Origin of the sequence: Desulfosarcina alkanivorans, from assembly GCF_009688945.1 — a bacterium.
GTDB classification, from domain to species: Bacteria; Desulfobacterota; Desulfobacteria; order Desulfobacterales; family Desulfosarcinaceae; genus Desulfosarcina; species Desulfosarcina alkanivorans.
In genome coordinates, this window is record NZ_AP021874.1 from 6898765 (window position 1) to 6916854 (window position 18090).

At 51.9% G+C, this 18090-nt stretch carries 15 protein-coding genes; 12 read left to right on the top strand and 3 right to left on the bottom strand.

The genetic code is table 11. The annotated features are described in order from the left end of the window. The first annotated feature begins 25 nt into the window (after positions 1-25). The 5 genes from DSCA_RS29955 (at position 26) to DSCA_RS29975 (ending at position 5437) form a co-directional block, all read left to right on the top strand. Positions 26-397 (top strand): hypothetical protein, encoded by a 372-nt coding sequence (locus tag DSCA_RS29955; RefSeq protein WP_155319917.1) that lies wholly within the window; start codon positions 26-28, stop codon positions 395-397. Then, on the top strand, positions 354-3026 hold the full coding sequence (locus tag DSCA_RS29960) for a CHC2 zinc finger domain-containing protein (RefSeq protein ID WP_155319918.1): 2673 nt from the start codon (positions 354-356) through the stop codon (positions 3024-3026). The genes DSCA_RS29955 and DSCA_RS29960 overlap by 44 nt, the downstream gene beginning before the upstream one ends. Positions 3027-3207: 181 nt before the next feature. Then, positions 3208-4194: a tyrosine-type recombinase/integrase gene (locus tag DSCA_RS29965; RefSeq protein WP_155319919.1), complete on the top strand. Its 987-nt coding sequence runs from the start codon at positions 3208-3210 to the stop codon at positions 4192-4194. Then, positions 4175-5110 (top strand): tyrosine-type recombinase/integrase, encoded by a 936-nt coding sequence (locus DSCA_RS29970; protein ID WP_155319920.1) that lies wholly within the window; start codon positions 4175-4177, stop codon positions 5108-5110. Before DSCA_RS29965 ends, DSCA_RS29970 begins: the two co-directional genes overlap by 20 nt. A gap of 12 nt (positions 5111-5122) precedes the next feature. Next, on the top strand, positions 5123-5437 hold the full coding sequence (locus tag DSCA_RS29975) for a hypothetical protein (protein WP_155316731.1): 315 nt from the start codon (positions 5123-5125) through the stop codon (positions 5435-5437). Positions 5438-6819: 1382 nt separating this feature from the next. On the opposite strand, the gene DSCA_RS29980 is transcribed toward DSCA_RS29975, so the two are convergent. Both DSCA_RS29980 and DSCA_RS29985 read right to left on the bottom strand, forming a co-directional pair. Next, the gene (locus DSCA_RS29980; RefSeq protein ID WP_155319915.1) at positions 6820-7254 is read right to left on the bottom strand and encodes a putative toxin-antitoxin system toxin component, PIN family; all 435 of its coding nucleotides are present in this window, start codon (positions 7252-7254) and stop codon (positions 6820-6822) included. A 5-nt stretch (positions 7255-7259) separates the two neighbouring features. Next, on the bottom strand, positions 7260-7742 hold the full coding sequence (locus tag DSCA_RS29985) for a helix-turn-helix domain-containing protein (protein ID WP_155319916.1): 483 nt from the start codon (positions 7740-7742) through the stop codon (positions 7260-7262). A gap of 289 nt (positions 7743-8031) precedes the next feature. Here DSCA_RS29985 and DSCA_RS29990 point away from each other — a divergent pair, with 289 nt between their 5' ends. Genes DSCA_RS29990 through DSCA_RS30015 form a run of 6 tightly spaced genes read left to right on the top strand, consistent with a single transcriptional unit; the run spans position 8032 to position 15216 of the window. Then, the gene (locus DSCA_RS29990) at positions 8032-8346 is read left to right on the top strand and encodes a hypothetical protein (RefSeq protein WP_155319921.1); all 315 of its coding nucleotides are present in this window, start codon (positions 8032-8034) and stop codon (positions 8344-8346) included. A 37-nt stretch (positions 8347-8383) separates the two neighbouring features. Then, positions 8384-9397 (top strand): transposase, encoded by a 1014-nt coding sequence (locus DSCA_RS29995; RefSeq protein ID WP_155319909.1) that lies wholly within the window; start codon positions 8384-8386, stop codon positions 9395-9397. Between the two features lie 48 nt (positions 9398-9445). Then, the gene (locus DSCA_RS30000) at positions 9446-12205 is read left to right on the top strand and encodes a CAP domain-containing protein (RefSeq protein WP_167528012.1); all 2760 of its coding nucleotides are present in this window, start codon (positions 9446-9448) and stop codon (positions 12203-12205) included. 51 nt (positions 12206-12256) lie between these two features. Beyond that, positions 12257-12781 (top strand): peptidase associated/transthyretin-like domain-containing protein, encoded by a 525-nt coding sequence (locus DSCA_RS30005; RefSeq protein ID WP_155319923.1) that lies wholly within the window; start codon positions 12257-12259, stop codon positions 12779-12781. Positions 12782-12809: 28 nt separating this feature from the next. After that, the gene (locus tag DSCA_RS30010) at positions 12810-14900 is read left to right on the top strand and encodes a phospholipase C/P1 nuclease family protein (RefSeq protein ID WP_155319924.1); all 2091 of its coding nucleotides are present in this window, start codon (positions 12810-12812) and stop codon (positions 14898-14900) included. A 22-nt stretch (positions 14901-14922) separates the two neighbouring features. Beyond that, positions 14923-15216, top strand: a complete 294-nt coding sequence (locus DSCA_RS30015) for a hypothetical protein (protein WP_155319925.1) — start codon at positions 14923-14925, stop codon at positions 15214-15216. Between the two features lie 108 nt (positions 15217-15324). Here the strand turns inward: DSCA_RS30015 and tnpC are convergent, their stop codons facing one another. Continuing rightward, the gene (gene tnpC / locus DSCA_RS30020) at positions 15325-16716 is read right to left on the bottom strand and encodes an IS66 family transposase (protein ID WP_155314961.1); all 1392 of its coding nucleotides are present in this window, start codon (positions 16714-16716) and stop codon (positions 15325-15327) included. A gap of 463 nt (positions 16717-17179) precedes the next feature. On the opposite strand from tnpC, the gene DSCA_RS30025 reads away from it, so the two are divergent. Continuing rightward, entirely contained in the window at positions 17180-18088 is a 909-nt protein-coding gene (locus DSCA_RS30025; RefSeq protein ID WP_155319926.1) for a hypothetical protein, read from the top strand. Positions 18089-18090: the final 2 nt, after the last annotated feature.

Genomic DNA, 18090 nt, shown 5'->3' on the forward strand with positions numbered 1-18090 from the left:
GGGGTTCAAGACAGGTTGCAACCTGTTGAAACCGCTTTCTTTTGCCTATCGTATCTTCCCGCAAATTACAAGGAAAGGAGGTGATTTGAGCGTGCAGTCCCAACGACTGGAAACCACGGATATTTACAAAAGTGCGGTCTTTTTATGCAACGGCGGCCGCCTGGCCGGTGTGCGGTTCAAGGAGCGCAAACGCGGCATCGTCAGCTTTTTGATCGAGGGCGACGGCATCTTGCAGGTGGATTTGGATTATCGCAATGGATCCGCGCAGGTCAATGCCTTGCAGTTGCGACATACATTGAACCACTTGCGGGACGTGCTTTTTACGAGATTACGAGAACAAGGGGAGAGAAAACATGGCAATAGAACAGGCGGCCATCGATCAGGCCAAGCGTACTGACCTTGTGGCCCTGGTCCGATCCGGGGGCATCGATGTAAAGCAAAACGGCAAGGGCTGGTTCGGTCTTTGCCCCTTCCACGACGACAAGAACCCGTCTTTATCGATCAATCCCGATAAAAACCTGTTCCAGTGTTTTGGCTGCGGCGCGGCCGGCGACGCGATCCGGTTCGTGGAGCTGTTCGATAAGGTGGACTTTGCGGAAGCGATCCGCAAGCTCATGGCCGATAGCTCAAAGCTCAAAGTAAAACCCAAAACCAGGACGTCCGCCCCCGACCCGCCGCTGTCGGCCAAACAGAAAAAACTGCTGGCCCGGGTGGTGGCTTTTTACCACACGGCATTCGGCGAGGACCCGCGCGCCCGGCAGTACCTGGAAACGCGGGGCATCGCGGACAAGGCCGTGTTGTCCGCCCATAAGGCCGGCTTTGCCAACGGCACGCTGTTGAACGTGCTGCCCACAGAGGGGGAAGTCAAATCGCAACTCAAACAGCTGGGCATCTTGAATGAGCGGGGCAAGGAGCATTTTTACGGCTGCGTGACCTTCCCCTTGTACGATGCCAACGGTAACCCGGCCGGGATCTACGGCCGGCGCATCGACGATGCGGCCAGGCCCGGTTCGGCGCCACACCTGTACCTGACCGGACAACGGCTGGGCCTGTTCAACCGGCAGGCGGCCATGGCGCACAAGGAAATCATTCTTACCGAATCGGTGATCGACAGCCTGACGTTGCTGTGCGCCGGGATCCACAACACCATCCCGGCTTACGGCACCAACGGCCTTACCGGCGATCATCTGGCCTGGTTCAAACAATGCGGCGTCGAAACCGTTCACATCTGCTTCGACGCCGACGATGCCGGACGGCAGGCGGCGGAAAAGACCGCCGCAAGGCTTGCCGCCGAAGGCTTTACCGCCCGCCGCATCGATCTTCCCGAGGGTAAGGATATCAACGACTTTTTTCTTTTAACCGCCGATGCGGATACCGCGTTCAAAACGCTGATCGGTGCCGCCGACCCAAAAGCGGAAAACGCGGTTAAAAAAGAAAAGGACCGCTACACCGCCACCGATTACGGCTTTACGGCAACCGTTGACGGCCGGGATTACGAGCTCCGGGGCATCGCCCGGCGAGAAAACAAGCTGAAAGCCACGGTTAAGGGCATTGCCCAAGACAACGGTAAAAAGCGCTTCCACGTGGATACGGTGGACTTTTACTCGGCCAGGTCCAGGGGCTTTTTGCTCAAGGGGCTGTGCGATCTGTTCGGCATCGATGAGAAGACCGTCTCCGACGACCTGCAGAAGCTGCTGCAGCATGCCGAGCGTTACCGGCCGCCCGAAGAGACCAAACCCGGCCAAAAGCAAATGACCGCCGGCGACAAACAAAAGGCCCTGGCCCTTCTCGAAAACCCGGCCATGTTCGACGAGATCCTTACCGACTTCGAGACCGTGGGCTACACCGGCGAGTCCATGAACAAGCTGCTGTGCTATATCGCGGCCGTATCGCGCAAGATGGACGAACCGCTGTCGGTGATGATCCAGAGCCGGTCCGCCGCCGGTAAATCCTTCCTGCAGGACACGGTTTTATCGCTGATCCCCGAAGGCGAAGTCATCAAGTACACCCGGTTGACCGACCAGGCCCTGTTTTACAAGGCATCGGACAGCCTCAAGCATAAAATCCTGGCCATCGAGGAACTGGACGGCATGAACGGGGCGATCTACTCCATCCGCTCTATCCAGAGCTCCAAAAAGATTACCATCGCTTACACGGGAAAGGACCCGGTTACCGGCAAGCTCAAAACCGAAGAAAACACGGTGGAAGGCCCGTTGATGGTCTTTATCACCACCACGGCCGTGGATATCGACGGCGAGACGGCCTCCCGGTTCGTGTTCGTCTCCATCGACGAGTCGGTCGAGATGACCGAAAAAATCCTGGCCAAGCAAAGGCAGCGCCACACCATGGCCGGGATGCTCTCCTCGATGAGCGCCGATGCGGTCATGGCCAAGCACCGCAACGCCAACCGGCTCTTGCAGCCCGTCAAGGTAGTCAACCCCTATGCCGAGCTGCTGACGTTTACCAGCAAGTCCCTGCGGGCCAGGCGGGACCACACCAAGTACCTGAACCTGATATCGGCGGTCAGCTACCTGTTCCAGTATCAGCGAAGGCGCCGCACCGTCGAACATGAGGGCCAGGCCATCGAATATATCGCCGTGACGCTTGCCGACATCGAGAAGGCCAACACCATCGCAAACGAGGTGCTGGGGCGCAGCCTGGACGAACTCTCGCCTTCGTCCCGGGCGCTTTTGCACCTGATCCGCGAGATGGTTCTCGCTCACTGCGAGCAAAACAAGCTCACGCCCGAACAATATCGGTTCACCCGCCGGGATATCCGCCATTTTAGCGGCTGGTCCGACTTCCAGGTCAAGACCCACATCCGCCAGTTGGAGGATTTGGAGTACATCTATCCGGTCATGGGCAAAAAGGGCAAAACCTACATCTACGAACTGCTAGCCGCCGGCCAAATCGACGAGGACAGGCCCTTTCTTATCGGCCTGATCGATATCGGGCGGTTAAAGAAAAAAGCCGAGGAAGCAGGGATCGTGGACGAAGACGGCCAACCTGGAGGGCTAGAATCCTGACTTGGAGGGTACCTGGAGCCCGCTTGGAGGGCGGTTGTCGGGTTATGGCCAATCCCTCTTATTTCTTAACCGCCAAGGGTTTACAGCGATTTTAGGTCCGACCTGGTGCCGATCCCGGCAAAAGTAATATAGGCCAGGCCATATAAACAGCAATCATAAGAGTAGTTCGAAAGGGGATCGTATGGATAATGCGAACGACTTGCTGTTCTCGTTCCGGCAGCATTTAAAGGCCCATGGCCGCAGCCCGGCCACCGTGGATCTGTATGCCGAGCAAGCCGGGCTTTTTTTGCAAAAGGTGGCCGTGGGAGACATCCGGCAGGTGACCAAAAGCCATATCGAGGCTTACATAGAAGGGCTTTACCGCCACAAAACCGATAAGGGCAAATCCTACACCATCGGCACCATCTGCACCAAGGTACGGGCCATAAAGCGTCTGTTCGAATACCTGGAGGCATCCAACCGGGTGTTCATCGACCCGGCAGAATCCATCCGCGAACCGCAAAAGGACAAATCCCTGCCCCGGCATGTGTTGACCCGCAAGGAGATGGAAAAGATCCTGGACCAGCCCAACCTGGCCCTGATGACCGGCATCCGGGACCGGGCCATTCTGGAGGTGTTCTACTCCACCGGCATCCGCTTGCGGGAGCTGTGCGCCTTGACCGTGTTCGATGCCGACCTGCAGGGCGGCCTTTTGCGGGTCAACAAGGGCAAGGGGCAAAAGGACCGGGTGGTGCCCATGGGCAGGCACGCCGTCAAAGCCGTGCGCGAATACATCGCCAAGGCCAGGCCCCGGCTGACAAAGAAGAACCGCAAAACCCGGCGCTTGTTCGTCAACCGCTACGGCAATCCGGTCACCTCCCAGGTGGTGAGCCTCATGATCCGCACGTTTGCCCGGCAGGCCAGGCTTAAAAAAAGGGTCACGGCCCATACGTTCCGGCACACCTTTGCCACCGACCTGGTAAAAAACGGGGCGGATATCGTGGCGGTGCAACGGATGCTGGGCCATGCGGACCTGAAAAGCACCCAGCAGTATATCCGGGCACTGGGGCTGGATATCAAGGCCGTGCACGCAAAGACTCACCCCAGGGAAAAGGATAAAACCGCCAGGGTCACGGTGAAACCCCAAATCGAAAGGATCAAGGGCCGCTATGAACGAAACGCACTTTAAATCCTTATCCGTCGCCTATCTGCGGTCGCTCAAAGTGCGGAACCTGTCAGAGCGCACCATCGACCATGTAGACTGGATGCTGGCAAAGTTTTTGGCCTACCTGGAAGGCTGCGGCGTGACGCATGTGGAGCAAATCGCTTCCCAAACGATCCGTGAGTATCAAATGGCGCTTTTCGAAAGCCTGAACAGCCGGGGACAGCCCAACTCCATCGCCTACCAGAACCGCATGCTCTCGGCGGCCAAGAACTTCACCCGCTTTTTAAAGGACAACGATTATATTGTCTCCGATCCGGGCGGCAATGTGGCCTATGCCAAGGAGCCCAAAAAGCTTCCCCGGGGCGTGCTGACGCCGGCAGAGGCCCGCAGGATCATCCATGCCCCGGATGTTAAGACCGTCATCGGCTACCGCGACCGCACCATCCTGGAAGTGCTCTACTCTTCGGCCATCCGCAAGGACGAACTCAACAAGCTGACCCTGGCCGATGTGGACTACCGGGACGGGTTCTTGCGCATTATCGAGGGCAAGGGCAAGAAGGACCGCATCGTTCCCATCGGCCGGATCGCCTGCCGGTACTTGGAAAACTATATCAAGTCCGTTCGCGGCGAGTTGATCGTCGATCCGTACAACGCCCACCTGTTCCTCACCATGCAGGGGAAAACGTTCTCCAAAAACGTGGTCTGGAAACTGGTCAAAAAGTATGCGAAAAAAGCCAAGCTGAAAAAGAACGTGCACCCGCATACCTTCCGGCATTCGTGCGCCACGGCCATGCTCAAGAACAAGGCCGACATCCGGACGATCCAGAAATTGCTCGGTCACGCCTCGCTGGACTCGACCCAGGTGTATACCCATCTGTCGATCACCGACCTGAAAGACATCCATCGCCGCTGTCATCCCCGTGAACGGGAAAAAATGTGAAAGGAGGCCCTTATGTCATCCATTGACGAAAGGCTGTACCGGATCGCCTGTTCGTTCCCGGCGCTGCGTCACAAAGGCGTGGAACGGGGCAATATCCCGGGTATCACGCCCACCGACTTTTACGACCTGGATCTTTCCACCTGGCTGTACAAGGGCGGCGGCGGGCTGCTCTCCCACGGCGAGTTTTTGATCCTGGAAGCGTTGCTCAACCTGTGCAACCCGAACCTTCACGACCGGTTCAACCTGGGCGAGGCCTTGCAGACCCTGGACCCGGACAACATGCAGGCTCTGCTGGACGGCATCCGCAGCACCTACAACCGCAGATGAGCGGTGCGTCCGCCTCCTCGGGCTACGGCCCTCCGGTCCTCCGCTGCCTGCGGGGGCGGCCTGCGTCTGAATCGATATGCCCGCCCGCCGCCCCGAAGGTCGGCCGCATCCATTGATAAGCCCCGCCTGTCACGCCCCCTGCTTCTTCTTACATAATCAGTCGTTATCGTACAGCACGTCCGATTGGACATAGATTGCGGTGCGCCATCCGATAACGCGAGTTTATATAATCAGAGCACGGGTCCCGCCAGGCGGGGCAACGACACATTAAGGAATGCAGCCGGTCGAATCCGATTCTTATCCCGCCCGCCGCCCCTTTGAAAGGCGGCGTCTGCCTCCTCGCCCTGCGGCCCGTGCCGGTCCTCCGGCTGCTGCGGGGGCAGCCGGTCTGTTCTCCTCGTGGCGGTTAAAGAGAAAATCTCTCCTTTTTCTTTTAACCGCTAAAAATCATTTGATTATCCGGTGGATGGACGATACAAGAAAAGTGTGTGTCGATCCTGAACCCCATGCCCGACTTTACGGTTACGCTTTTTCAATTTTTGCTTAAAATCCGGCTCTTTCACATAGCGGTCGAATCCTGGATAAGGTGCCGATATTAGAGCCGATGCAATCTTGAGCGCGGGGGCGCTCGACCGGATTAACGTCCAAAATAATCCGGTTAACTTGGTTGACCCATGGGGATTGGAAGGTTCAGGTTATGGATGGAGTTTTTCTCAGTCAATGAACTATGTTCATAATCAGGGACTTGCCCCTTCGCAGCCTGGATATAAAGCGCCAAAGAAAAAAGTTAAAACATATCCATATAGACCAGAAGCTGATCTAAACAACGACGGTGCTGTCAACGATTACGACAATACTCAATGGTTACTATTCAGGTTTTATTGGACAATTGCAACACCTCCTGGGACACCATTCCCACCAGGGTATGGACCTGAAGGTCCTGGCTCAAGCGATCTGATATGGCAGGAGATCTATGGAAGATCACGCTGTGATAGCTAAATTCTAATTTCATAGGAATTGGGACTATCGATAATAAAATGAAAAAGAAAGAGAATTATTCATACTTTCAAGGGGCGCGGCTCTCTGAAACAGATTCTAACAGAGTTGGAGTGGGGGTAATTCTTGGTATTATTGGAGTCTTTGTCTCGCTCTATGTGACAGACCTTAAAAATCTAAGGTTTCTGATAATTACCATATTTGCGGGGGTAGGGTTCTTCATTTTGGGACCGATATTGTTTAAAAGTAAAAAGCCGACCGGGAAAAGTGTTGATTCGAAATCCCGGGACCAACAAAAATAAGTTCTATGATGAAAGGCGGTTGGAGAAGCACAATTTCAACCGCCTTTTCGTTGTTCCGGCAGGCTGAACGCGACGGCAACCTTTTTATTCGCCTTTAACCTTCCGGATAAATGTGGTGGCATCAACGATCTGGATGCCGTGGAAGTGCTTGAGGTTCCTCAGGTGGGGATCGCGCGAGACGATGTAGTCGGCCTTTTTCTCCAGGGCGCAGGCCAAAAATTTATTGTCGGTGGGATCGTCGGCGATCCGGTCGGTCTGATAGAGGTCCTTAGAAATGATCGCCTTCCTGAAAATCAGCCGGAAAAACCGCCGTACGTTCTTTTCCTTGGGTTTGAAACGCTCCTTGATCCGGGGATAGCTGAGCACCCGGCTGATCTCCTTGACGATCTCAAGGGAAGTGACCAGCTCGAACTGCTGGTCGATCCAAAGGTTTTGCAGCTGCGCCGACAAAGAATCCTTGGCAAACAGCCCGCTGATAAACAGATTGGTGTCGATGACCGCCCGCAGTTTACGTTCCACCTGGGTTAGCCCGCTTTCCTGACCGCATCGACGGCTTCATCGACAATGCTTTCGATATCGTCGTCGGCAAACTCCGCCGCCCCCTGCCTGAATTCATCCACCACTTCGCGCATCTGTTTGGACCAGGCGGCATCCGTGCGCGAGGGCATCACCTCTTCCAGGCGACCTTTCAGGATCATGCTTTCCAAGATGGTTTTGACGGCCTCTTTGTCATGGGCGCTGAGCCTGGATATCTGCTCGAACTGTTCGAGCAGCTTGCGGTCCAGGATCTTGGCGGCGGCCACACGCTCTTCCTCGTCGAAAATCAACTCGTCCGCAGAGATGCCCAGGGTACGGGCAATATTCTTGATTACTTCCAGCGTCGGTGACGAATTGCCTTTTTCGTAGCGCCGCATCTGGGCGATGCCCACCCCGATCAGGTTGGCCATCTCCTGTTGCGTCAAACCTCTTTCGTTCCTCAGCGTGGACAGTTTCTGTGCAAACGGCATGTTGCGGTCCTCCAATTGAAATTGATTGGAGGCATTATAACATGGGTTTTTGAGATCGCTGTTATTATGGGATCGCTGCATGGCTGAACTCCTTGACATGAGATATCACAAATGATAGCGAAAATATCATAAAAGATTATAGGCTTGAATCCGGATTTTTGCAAATTTTATTCTTGACAGGCCCTGGCCGGGAGTTTGCGGCAAAAAGAGAGGGCCGACAACCAGAGAGTCTTTGGCGGGACACTGGTTGACGGCCCGGACAGCGGGGTTCAAGACAGGTTGCAACCTGTTGAAACCGCTTTCTTTTGCCTATCGTATCTTCCCGCAAATTACAAGGAAAGGAGGTGATTTGAGCGTGCAGTCCCAACGACTGGAAACCACGGATATTTACAAAAGTGCGGTCTTTTTATGCAACGGCGGCCGCCTGGCCGGTGTGCGGTTCAAGGAGCGCAAACGCGGCATCGTCAGCTTTTTGATCGAGGGCGACGGCATCTTGCAGGTGGATTTGGATTATCGCAATGGATCCGCGCAGGTCAATGCCTTGCAGTTGCGACATACATTGAACCACTTGCGGGGAAAGTTAGGGACATCCATAAATTTATAAATTGACATAATCATAACCACCATGTAAAAAGACACCCATGCCACGTCAATCCCGCATCGATGCACCTGGCGCGCTTCACCACCTGATCATCCGTGGTATCGAACGAAAGGCTATTTTCAAAGACGACGCGGATCGGTATGGATTTATTGAAAGAATCGAGTCCATCTTTTCAGAGACCGATACCCCATGCTTTGCATGGGCGTTGATGTCCAATCATGTGCATCTTCTGACCCGCACTGCGCAGACCCCCCTGGCCACTTTAATGAGGCGGTTGCTCACCGGCTATGCGGTGGCATTTAATCGCAGGCATCATCGACATGGCCATCTTTTCCAGAATCGCTATAAATCCATCCTTTGTCAGGAAGACGCTTACCTGCTTGAACTGACCCGTTATATCCACCTGAATCCACTGCGCGCCGGAATAGTCAAAGATATTGATGCGCTAAACGTTTATCCGTTCACGGGACACAGCGTCATCATGGGCATTCAAGATGCGAAATGGCAGAACACTGAAAAGATTCTCGGCATGTTCGCCAAATACAAGAAGACCGCTCGGAGAAAATATCGGGAGTTCGTGGAGGGGGGAATCGATGCCGGTCGCAGGCCTGAATTGGTGGGCGGCGGGTTGATTCGCAGTGTGGGGGGATGGAAACAAGCAAAAATTCTATTGAAGGGACAAGAGCGGGTGAAAGGCGATGAGCGGATATTGGGCGACACCGATTTTGTCCAGGATGTGCTCAATCGGTGCAACGAAAATTATATGCGAAAATATCGATTGGCCGCTCAAGGGGTCGAGTTAGATACCTTGTCCAAAGGCGTCGCTGCGTATTTCAATCTGACCTGTGATCGGTTGTATAGCCCCGGCCGTTATCCCGCCGTTGTGCAGGCTCGCAGTGTGCTTTGTTTCCTCGCTGTCCGCCAGTTGGGTCTGACAGCCACCGAACTGGCCCGAAAAATTGGATTGACCCAACCGGCAATCAGTATTTCTGTGAAACGGGGAGAGGGGATCGTCAAGGAAAGAAGGTTCGATATTTCAGACTTCCTACCGTAATTTATATATTTATGGATGTCCCTAAGGTTCCGGGGGGAGTCGGCCACCTTGACCTGGTCAACCACCAATGTTGAATCCGTAACCCTGGACAACGAAATCGGAACGGTGCCAATGAGCGGCAGCCTGCAAGTCTCCCCAGTGCAGACGACAACCTATAAAGTCACGGCTGTCAATGGTGCCGGTAGTGCCACGGCCAGTGTTATTGTTACGGTGGACAATTCCCCAATAACATTGGCAATCGCGTCTCCGGTAAACGGCGCTGTTGTCGGCGACGCGACCGTTCAGGTGACCGGCCAGGTAACCCCTGGCGCCACCGTCACGGTGAACGGGGTTTCGGCATTGGTTAGCGAAAATGCTTTTCATGCTGAAATATACCTGGACGGTGAAGGCCGGCATACGATTACGGCGGTTGCTGTCGATTCATACGGAGAGCAGGCGGCAGTACAGGTGAGCGTGTATTTTTATTATCTGCCATCTGTCAGCCTCACCACGAGCAACTATCTTATTCAAATCGGGCAAACCGTTACCCTTTCCTGGTCCAGTGAAAACAGCGACCAATGTGTTCTTGAGCCGCTGATGGTTGCGGTGCCTTGTGAAGGATCGTTGGGGGTGTCGCCTGAAGCGGATACGGTGTATACCATTAATGCAACCGGTTTGGGAAAGACAGCACAAGACAGTTTGCTCGTTATTGTCGGGAACAGTTACGGCAATCCCAGTGTGGAAGAGCAGGTTCACCTTGAGGATATTAACCGAGCCCGGGCCAACCCCTTGGCCGAAGCGGAGAGGCTTCAGATTGATCTCAATGAAGGTCCTCCCAGCGAAACTATTAGCGAGAACCCTGTGCCTCCGTTGACCTTCAATCGTTTTCTATCCCTTGCCGCTGCCTTGCACACCGAAGACATGGTTGTGAATAAATACCAGGCTCATGAGGGACTTGATGGAAGACAACCTCGGGATCGAATGATCGATGCCGGTTACTTAGGGAACGCGGTCGGCGAGAATTTGGCTAGTAATGCACAATGGGTTCCGATTGAAGATTCCAATGAGTTGAGTTCAGTCCTCCACGACATTCTGTTTGTCGATGCCGGCGTCGATAGCAGGGGGCACCGAATTAACATCCTGAATGGTCTTTGGAAGGAGGCCGGTATAGGATTCCAACCCGAACCGAATAAAGCGGACTACCCCTACGGTGGCGTCGTCACCTGTGATTTCGGTGCCTTCACCGACGGACCCAACTTCCTTTTGGGAGTGGTCTACGACGATGCCGACAACAGCGGGGATTACACTGGCGGCGAAGGGTTGGATGGCGTTCGGATTTCGGTAAACGGCAGCACAACCTTCACGGCCGATGCCGGTGGGTACGGTCTTCCGATCGATCCCGGTGTCTACACCGTTACCGCTAGGTTGTCGGACGGACGCACGGCAACAAAGCCGGTTACCATGGAAGACCAGAATAAAAAGATAGACTTCACCCTGGCGGATTTTGAAACCGATCCCGTGCCGGAACTCAGCGTTTCAATTGAATCCGGCACCATTTATCGCGGACAAACAATTCAGTTTTCTTGGGCCAGTGCACACGCACAAGGCGTTTCCATCGATCAGGACATCGGCGCGGTTCCCGATAGTGGCGCCATTGAAGTATCGCCAGTCGAGGACACCGTGTATACGATCACCGCCGTTAACGAACATGGCAGCACCTCCAGGACCATCAGCATTACGTTCACGGACGCCGATCCGCCGCCGATCGTACAACTGACCGTCGACCCCGGGGAGATACCGGTCGGAGACAACGCCACCCTGAGCTGGACCTCCACCTATGCCGATACCTTATTCATCGATCAGGATATCGGTGCGATTGAGCCGAGCGGAACCATGACAGTGTATCCATTGCAAACCACAATGTATACGATCACAGCCACGGGATCGGGAGGGACAACCACTGCGAGTGCGGTCGTAACCGTAAACCATCCGATCACCCTGCAAATCACCGAACCGGTGGATGGAGCGGTGATATCGGATACGGCGGTGACCGTACGGGGAACCATTGCCCATGCCAATGGGCTCGAAACCGGCCTGATGGTCAATGGTGTTGCAACCATCATTGATGGTGGTCAGTTCACAGCCAATCACGTGCCGCTGGTTCAGGGAGAAAACACCATTACGGCCACGGCCACGGATACTTCAGGGTTTACTTTCTCGGATTCGATCACGGTTAATGCGGAAATGCCTGAGGATTATATCCGCCTGACCGCCACTCCGGTTTCGGGAACGTCGCCCTTCGAGACCACGCTGAGGATTGACAGCTCGTTTGCCGTCGCTTCAGTCCAGATGACCTATTTTGGACCTGACGATCCTACCTACTCTGATGTATCGTTAGATGAAAGAAAAGCCCAGGTCACCACAGAAGGCTTGCATGATTTTTCCGTGGAGGTTACCGATTCCGAGGGCAACATCTATACGGATGAGGTTAGTGTTGAAGTCGTTGACGAGGAGGCTTTGGATGCCTTGCTGCAAGACAAGTGGACGAAAATGAAAACAGCCTTGATGACAGGTGATATAGATGGAGCGCTGGAATTCCACCACGAGCATCAAAGGGAGAAATATGAAGGTATCTACAACGCGTTGGGTTCTGATTTAACAACACTTTCCGGTCAGATGCAGGATATCTCTATGGTATCTTACGTTAACGGTCTCGCCAAATATAAAATTCAACAAGACCATGAAATTGCTGGCCAGGTTGTCACCATTACCTACTATATTTACTTCAGTCGTGATGCAAACGGACTGTGGCTGATAGAAAGTTACTGATAAATTATTGATGGAATTATGACCGGTTTTCTTTAAGGAGGGTATATCATCATGCGAAACAAATCGATCCTGGTCGCCATAGCTATTTTAATGATGTCAGGTTGCGCCCTTCCCCGCACGTTTGGGCCGTATAGTGGAAAAGTCGTTGATGCCGAAAACAATGCGCCGATCAAGGGGGTGGCGGTTGCAGTTTGGTTTTCTACGAAAAGTCCCTCAATGGGTGGAACGGTATGGAAGGTCGCTGATGCAGTTGAAACTTTAACTGATGCCAAGGGCGAGTTTACAATACCCCCACATCGAATCAAATTATTCAAAATTATGGCATCTTGGGATGATGAATGCCAAGTATCTGTTTTCAAGCCAGGTTATGGAGCATATCCAGGGAACTTGAAAACATATTGTTCATGGAAAGAAAAACATCCCTTTTTTATTCCAGAAGAAGAACATGTCACATATTACCTTCCGAAGTTACTAATATTTGATGATAGAAGGGAAAATTATGTGATTACCCCTGGAGGGAAAACGGATGAGAAACTGCCAACTTTAATGAAATATATGGATGAGTGGGCAAAATGACATACTGGACGCAAATGGAGAAGGACCAATGGGAAAAATTTTAAAAGTGCTGATGCTATCTCATCTTATTCTATTATTTTGCACTCAGCAAACCTGTAATGCATACGATAATAAACATACACATCAATATATAAATTTAAAGGCATTGGAAGGATCAGATTTAGACAGCACTTTAAAGGACTCTTCGGGGTTTCCTAACGGAATAGCAGAGAAAGTAAATGGAAAAACAATTCAGAAATTGATACTTGATGGCGGGAAAGAAGAAGACGAACCAGGCACACGATGCTTTAAACATTTTCATAATCCACTGGAGCAAAATTGGGATAATGCCGGACTTATTTTTTTAGATGACATCGGTTTGAAGTGGTTCAGATCAATGGTTTATTGGTCGCAGGCTCCCGACAATGAGTATTCGTGGCCAAAGGCAAAAGAATATTACTATCAGGCATTGCGGACAGGGTCGGAAGATTATTACGTAAAAACCTTCCGATCGTTGGGACAGGTGATGCATCTGATCTCAGACGCGGCGGTTCCGGCTCATGTGAGAAATGATCCTCATCCAGTAATAGATTTTTATGAAAGATCGGTTGAGAATCACCCTTCCATGATCTTGAGCCTTGAATACAAATGGTTCTCTGTCGGGGATACAATTTTCGATAAGTTTGTTTCCAACAGTTCTGCACCAAGTCCGATCTCGGCCCTCTGGGATCACGACGAATATCTCCCCGATGGATCGAATATGCCGGATGGTTACAATCGTACGATCGGTCTGGCCGAATACACCAATGCCAATTTCTGGACAGAAGATACGGTTAATGCCTACCCTCATCCTTCTTTTGAAGACATTAACTTTGATGAGGATTTATTTAGAGAAGTTATTTTGGCTGAAAATTCAGAGAGCCACAATCGTTTTTATTTATCGAAGCAGAACGGAGATCCCATAGATCATTTCTTTACTGTTGGGTATTGGTTTTATCATTTAAGTGAATCGGCGGAACATGATGATGCAAAAAAAGAGGCACTACAGCTTACTTATACTTTGGACGATGTATGTTGTAAAGATTACGCTAAAAAATTGATCCCTAGGGCAATAGGTTATTCTTCTGCTCTACTGGACTATTTTTTCCGCGGCAGTATAGAAATAACCCTGCCCTCCAATCAATACCACTCCGGGGTTTATGCCATGATTGAAGACCCCGATCAAGGCTTTACACACATCATGTTGAACGCCCGAAACACCACTCCGGACGGAGACGAAATGACCGATGGCAGCATTGAACTTGTCGTCAAATACAAGCTTACCCTGAACGGCGAGGACCCGTTTCAGTCCAAATATATTGAAACAACGGAAAGCTATTCATATATCACAGCGGAAGCTAAAAATATTTCTGAGATTCCACGCAATGAGAGCGTAGAGCTGGAATTTGAGTTAAAAGAAGCATTACCCATCAATGCCACGGATGTAACGATCAATCTGGTCTACAGAGGTGCGTTGGGAAACGAGCAGGATGCCATTGCCGTGGGCTACAAGGACATCAGCGAACCCACACCGCTGGACATTTTCAGCAATCTGGATAAGGTCTGCCTGTCAGGGAACTGGTATGATGCCGGCAGCGACGATGCAATCCGCTTGGTCGATGAAAACGGCAATGGAATATCGGACGAAAACGAAATAGATGTGTATCCACACGACGTTGAGGATTACTATGCAAGACTTTCATCAATTTCCGATCCGCAAGCTCCTTTGCAAGATCCGGAAGATATTCACATACCCGAAATAAAAGCTGGAGAATTCAAGCGAAAGGTCTATTTCCTCGGCGATGACGAACTCGCTTTAAGCCGCTTCAGTCTATGGTCACCCTGCAGCTATCCGGGTGATGGTCATTCATCGGGATCACAGATACCTTTGGGCACGGATACTTTGACAAGCTTTAGAAGACAGACGTATTGGTTAACTGCGGAAGAATGCGCTGCAATGGGAGAAACTCCGGGCTGCAGCATTCGTCGCTATCCATCTTTCACGTCTTTCCGGGGGGTTGAAATGCATGGCGTTAGAATTACCTACGAAGACGAATCGTGGGGACATGACAATACCTGTTCCCTGGACAATTTGAATTAGAATCAAGGGAAAGAGGGTCGAGATGAAAAGAATCTGTTTTTTTGTGCTTGTTTCTGTCTTCGCAATTTGCGGACCTGTATATTGTCACACTTTTAAAGCAACCTATGTCAGTGAAGACGGAACCGAAGTTATTTTGATAGATAAAGCCACTGGAGATGAGTGGATGGTTCAGGTGGGTGATAAAATAGATGAATATCGGATAATTCAAATAACCATGGATCATGTTACCATAGTCCATTCCGGGGAAAATGGGGTTGTCTATTCAACGGATATCCCGATCAATGATGAAAAACACACCGTAAAAATAAGCCCCTGACGCCTCGGCTATACCGTTTGGCGGCCACAAACGGTGAACTCGGGTCGGACAAAGCAGAATGGTAAAATATCAAATAGCGTACGCGTTCACGGGATATTCCCGTATGAATCAAATCCAGGAAAGGTCAGGCATTATATTACGAAAGTAGGAAGCAATACATTCCACGAGAAATGGGAACGTGGGCTTTTCATTTAAACGGCAGGTCTCTTTCAGTGACAAGATCCGCTCGACCCACCGATTACCCTTTTCGCTTTGGGTTCCCAGACTGCGTTTTCGCCACAGCACACCAAAACGTAAGGCCCGCTCAGCGCGATTATTTGTAGGTTCGACGCCATGGTGATCGAGAAAGGTCCACAGACTGTCCATTTCCCGTACGATCTGACGGGCAAGTCTACCAGCATCGGTCTTGTCCTCTTCCCAAAGGGAGACGGTGAACAAGAAGAACGTATAAAAATCCGACCACTGTTTTGAGTCGGGAGGTTCTTTGGCAAACGATACCAGTTGCCTCAGCCAGGCGGCGACGATTTCTCCGAAGCGGCGAAGGTCGGGTTTCTTTCTTTCCGTCAGGGCATCGGCCTTGCGGATCAGGTGAGCCAGGCAGGTTTGGCGGTGCACCCATTTTTGGTATAGGCCGTATCCATCACTGACCAGAATGCCGTTCCAATCCTGGATTAAGTTTTCGAAGGCCTCCTTAGACCGGTGTGGGTCGATACGATAAAATGCCACCCGTTCATTTACCATGGCCCACAGCCAGTGCAGATCATTTTGCTTAAACCAGGATGTTTCGTCGATGTAGTTACACCAAAAGCGTCGGGCGATCTGGCCGATGCGTTCGTAGACTGGCAATAGCGCATTTGAGGTGCGGTCGACAATTTTCTGGATGGTTCCGGTGGCAATGGGAATGTCTAATACAGATTCGCACAACTTTTTGACATCGTTTCGGCTCATGCCCTTGATGCCGCTCAGTTCACCGATAAAGGCGGTAAAACGAGGACCGTAACCGGTGGACATCTCAGGTGGCAGCATGGCTTTGACCACGTTACCGCAGTTAGGGCAATCGCATTGCTGGAGAAGATAGTGATTGACTTGCATTTCGATTTCGGGAAGCTCAATATGTTGATGTACGTAAAACGTTTTCATCTTTTCCTGATCGAAAGCCGAATGCCCGCATGAGCAACGTTGCGGGGTCAACCAATAGCTCTCGGTCGGGTCCAGCACTTGCTGCTGGTGCGGCTTATGGCCTTTCTGACCGCCTTTAGCCTTTTTGCTCTTTTTTTGCTTTCTCTTCTTCCTCGCAAAAGGTGGATCGGAAGACGGTGGCTTGCTGGAGTTGTGAGAATTTTTCCGGGTCCGAACCTCGAGCTTCTCGAGCCGTTTTTCGTGAAGTGCAATCCGCTGTTCCATATCGAAAAGCGTCCGTTCCAGAGCCATGATGTAATGACGCACCGGCTCTGGCGTCAGTTGCCAATCGAGTTCCGAAAAAGGTCTTTTGAGTGCCATGAAAAGCACCCTATCATAGCCAAAAAGAAAAATCTAGATTTATTTTGAATTATTCCAGATGGTTAGGGACCTTACTTTTGTGTATTGATTTCGGGGACTTGCGAAGCCAATCGGACCATCAAAGTACCCCGTGAATGCTTACCAAATAGCTATTCCAAAAACGGAGCTGTTTTAGGCCTTAAATCGATGTTTTTTAGTCAGAAAAGCGTTGTTTAAGAAATCGTCCGACGCCATTCACCGACCACACCTGCAACACCACCGTCATCCGCCGGTATTCCAACGGCGTGCCCTATGAAATCGAATCTCCCGACGGGTTGGTCACCCGGCTGACCGTCGATAGCCACAACCAGTTGACCGCCATCGACTATCCGGACTCTATCGGAGCACTAATACGAAAGAGGCACAACGTATCGGTGCGATTGAGCCGAGCGGAACCATGACAGTGTATCCATTGCAAACCACAATGTATACGATCACAGCCACCGGGTCGGGAGGGACAACCACTGCGAGTGCGGTCGTAACCGTAAACCATCCGATCACCCTGCAAATCACCGAACCGCTGGATGGAGCGGTGATATCGGATACGGCGGTGACCGTACGGGGAACCATTGCCCATGCCAATGGGCTCGAAACCGGCCTGATGGTCAACGGTGTTGCAACCATCATCGACGGTGGCCAGTTCACGGCCAATCACGTGCCGCTGGTTCAGGGAGAAAACACCATTACGGCCACGGCCACGGATACTTCCGGCCTCACGTTATCGGATTCCATCACGGTCAATGCGGAAATGCCCGAGGATTATATCCGCCTGACCGCCACTCCGGTTTCGGGAACGTCGCCTTTCGAGACCACGCTGCGGATTGACAGCTCGTTTGCCATCGCTTCAGTCCAGATGACCTATTTCGGGCCGGATGATGTGACCTTCATGGATCAGACCATTGATGAATCCCGGGTGGAGATCATCACCAGCGGCGTTTATACCTTCAGTGTCGAGGTTACCGATCGGCAGGGGGAAATATATACCGATAGCGTGAGTGTGGAAGTGGTCGAGGCGGCGGCGCTGGACGGCTTGCTGCGGGATAAATGGTCGGGAATGAAGGCGGCCCTGATTGCAGGTGATATTGAAAATGCCGTGACATTTTTTGTCTTTGAACGGCAGAATGCCTATAACCTTGTATTCGATGATCTATTGGACAAAATCGGTGACATTATCTCAGCCACGGGAGCGCTGGAATCGTTTGAAGCCTCCGATAGCCAGGCACGATACACCATAAGCTATCCCACTACGGTCGATGGAGTCGCCACCACCGCCGGGACTTATGTCATCTTCGTACAAGACACCGATGGACTATGGAAAATACGATTTTTTTAGAC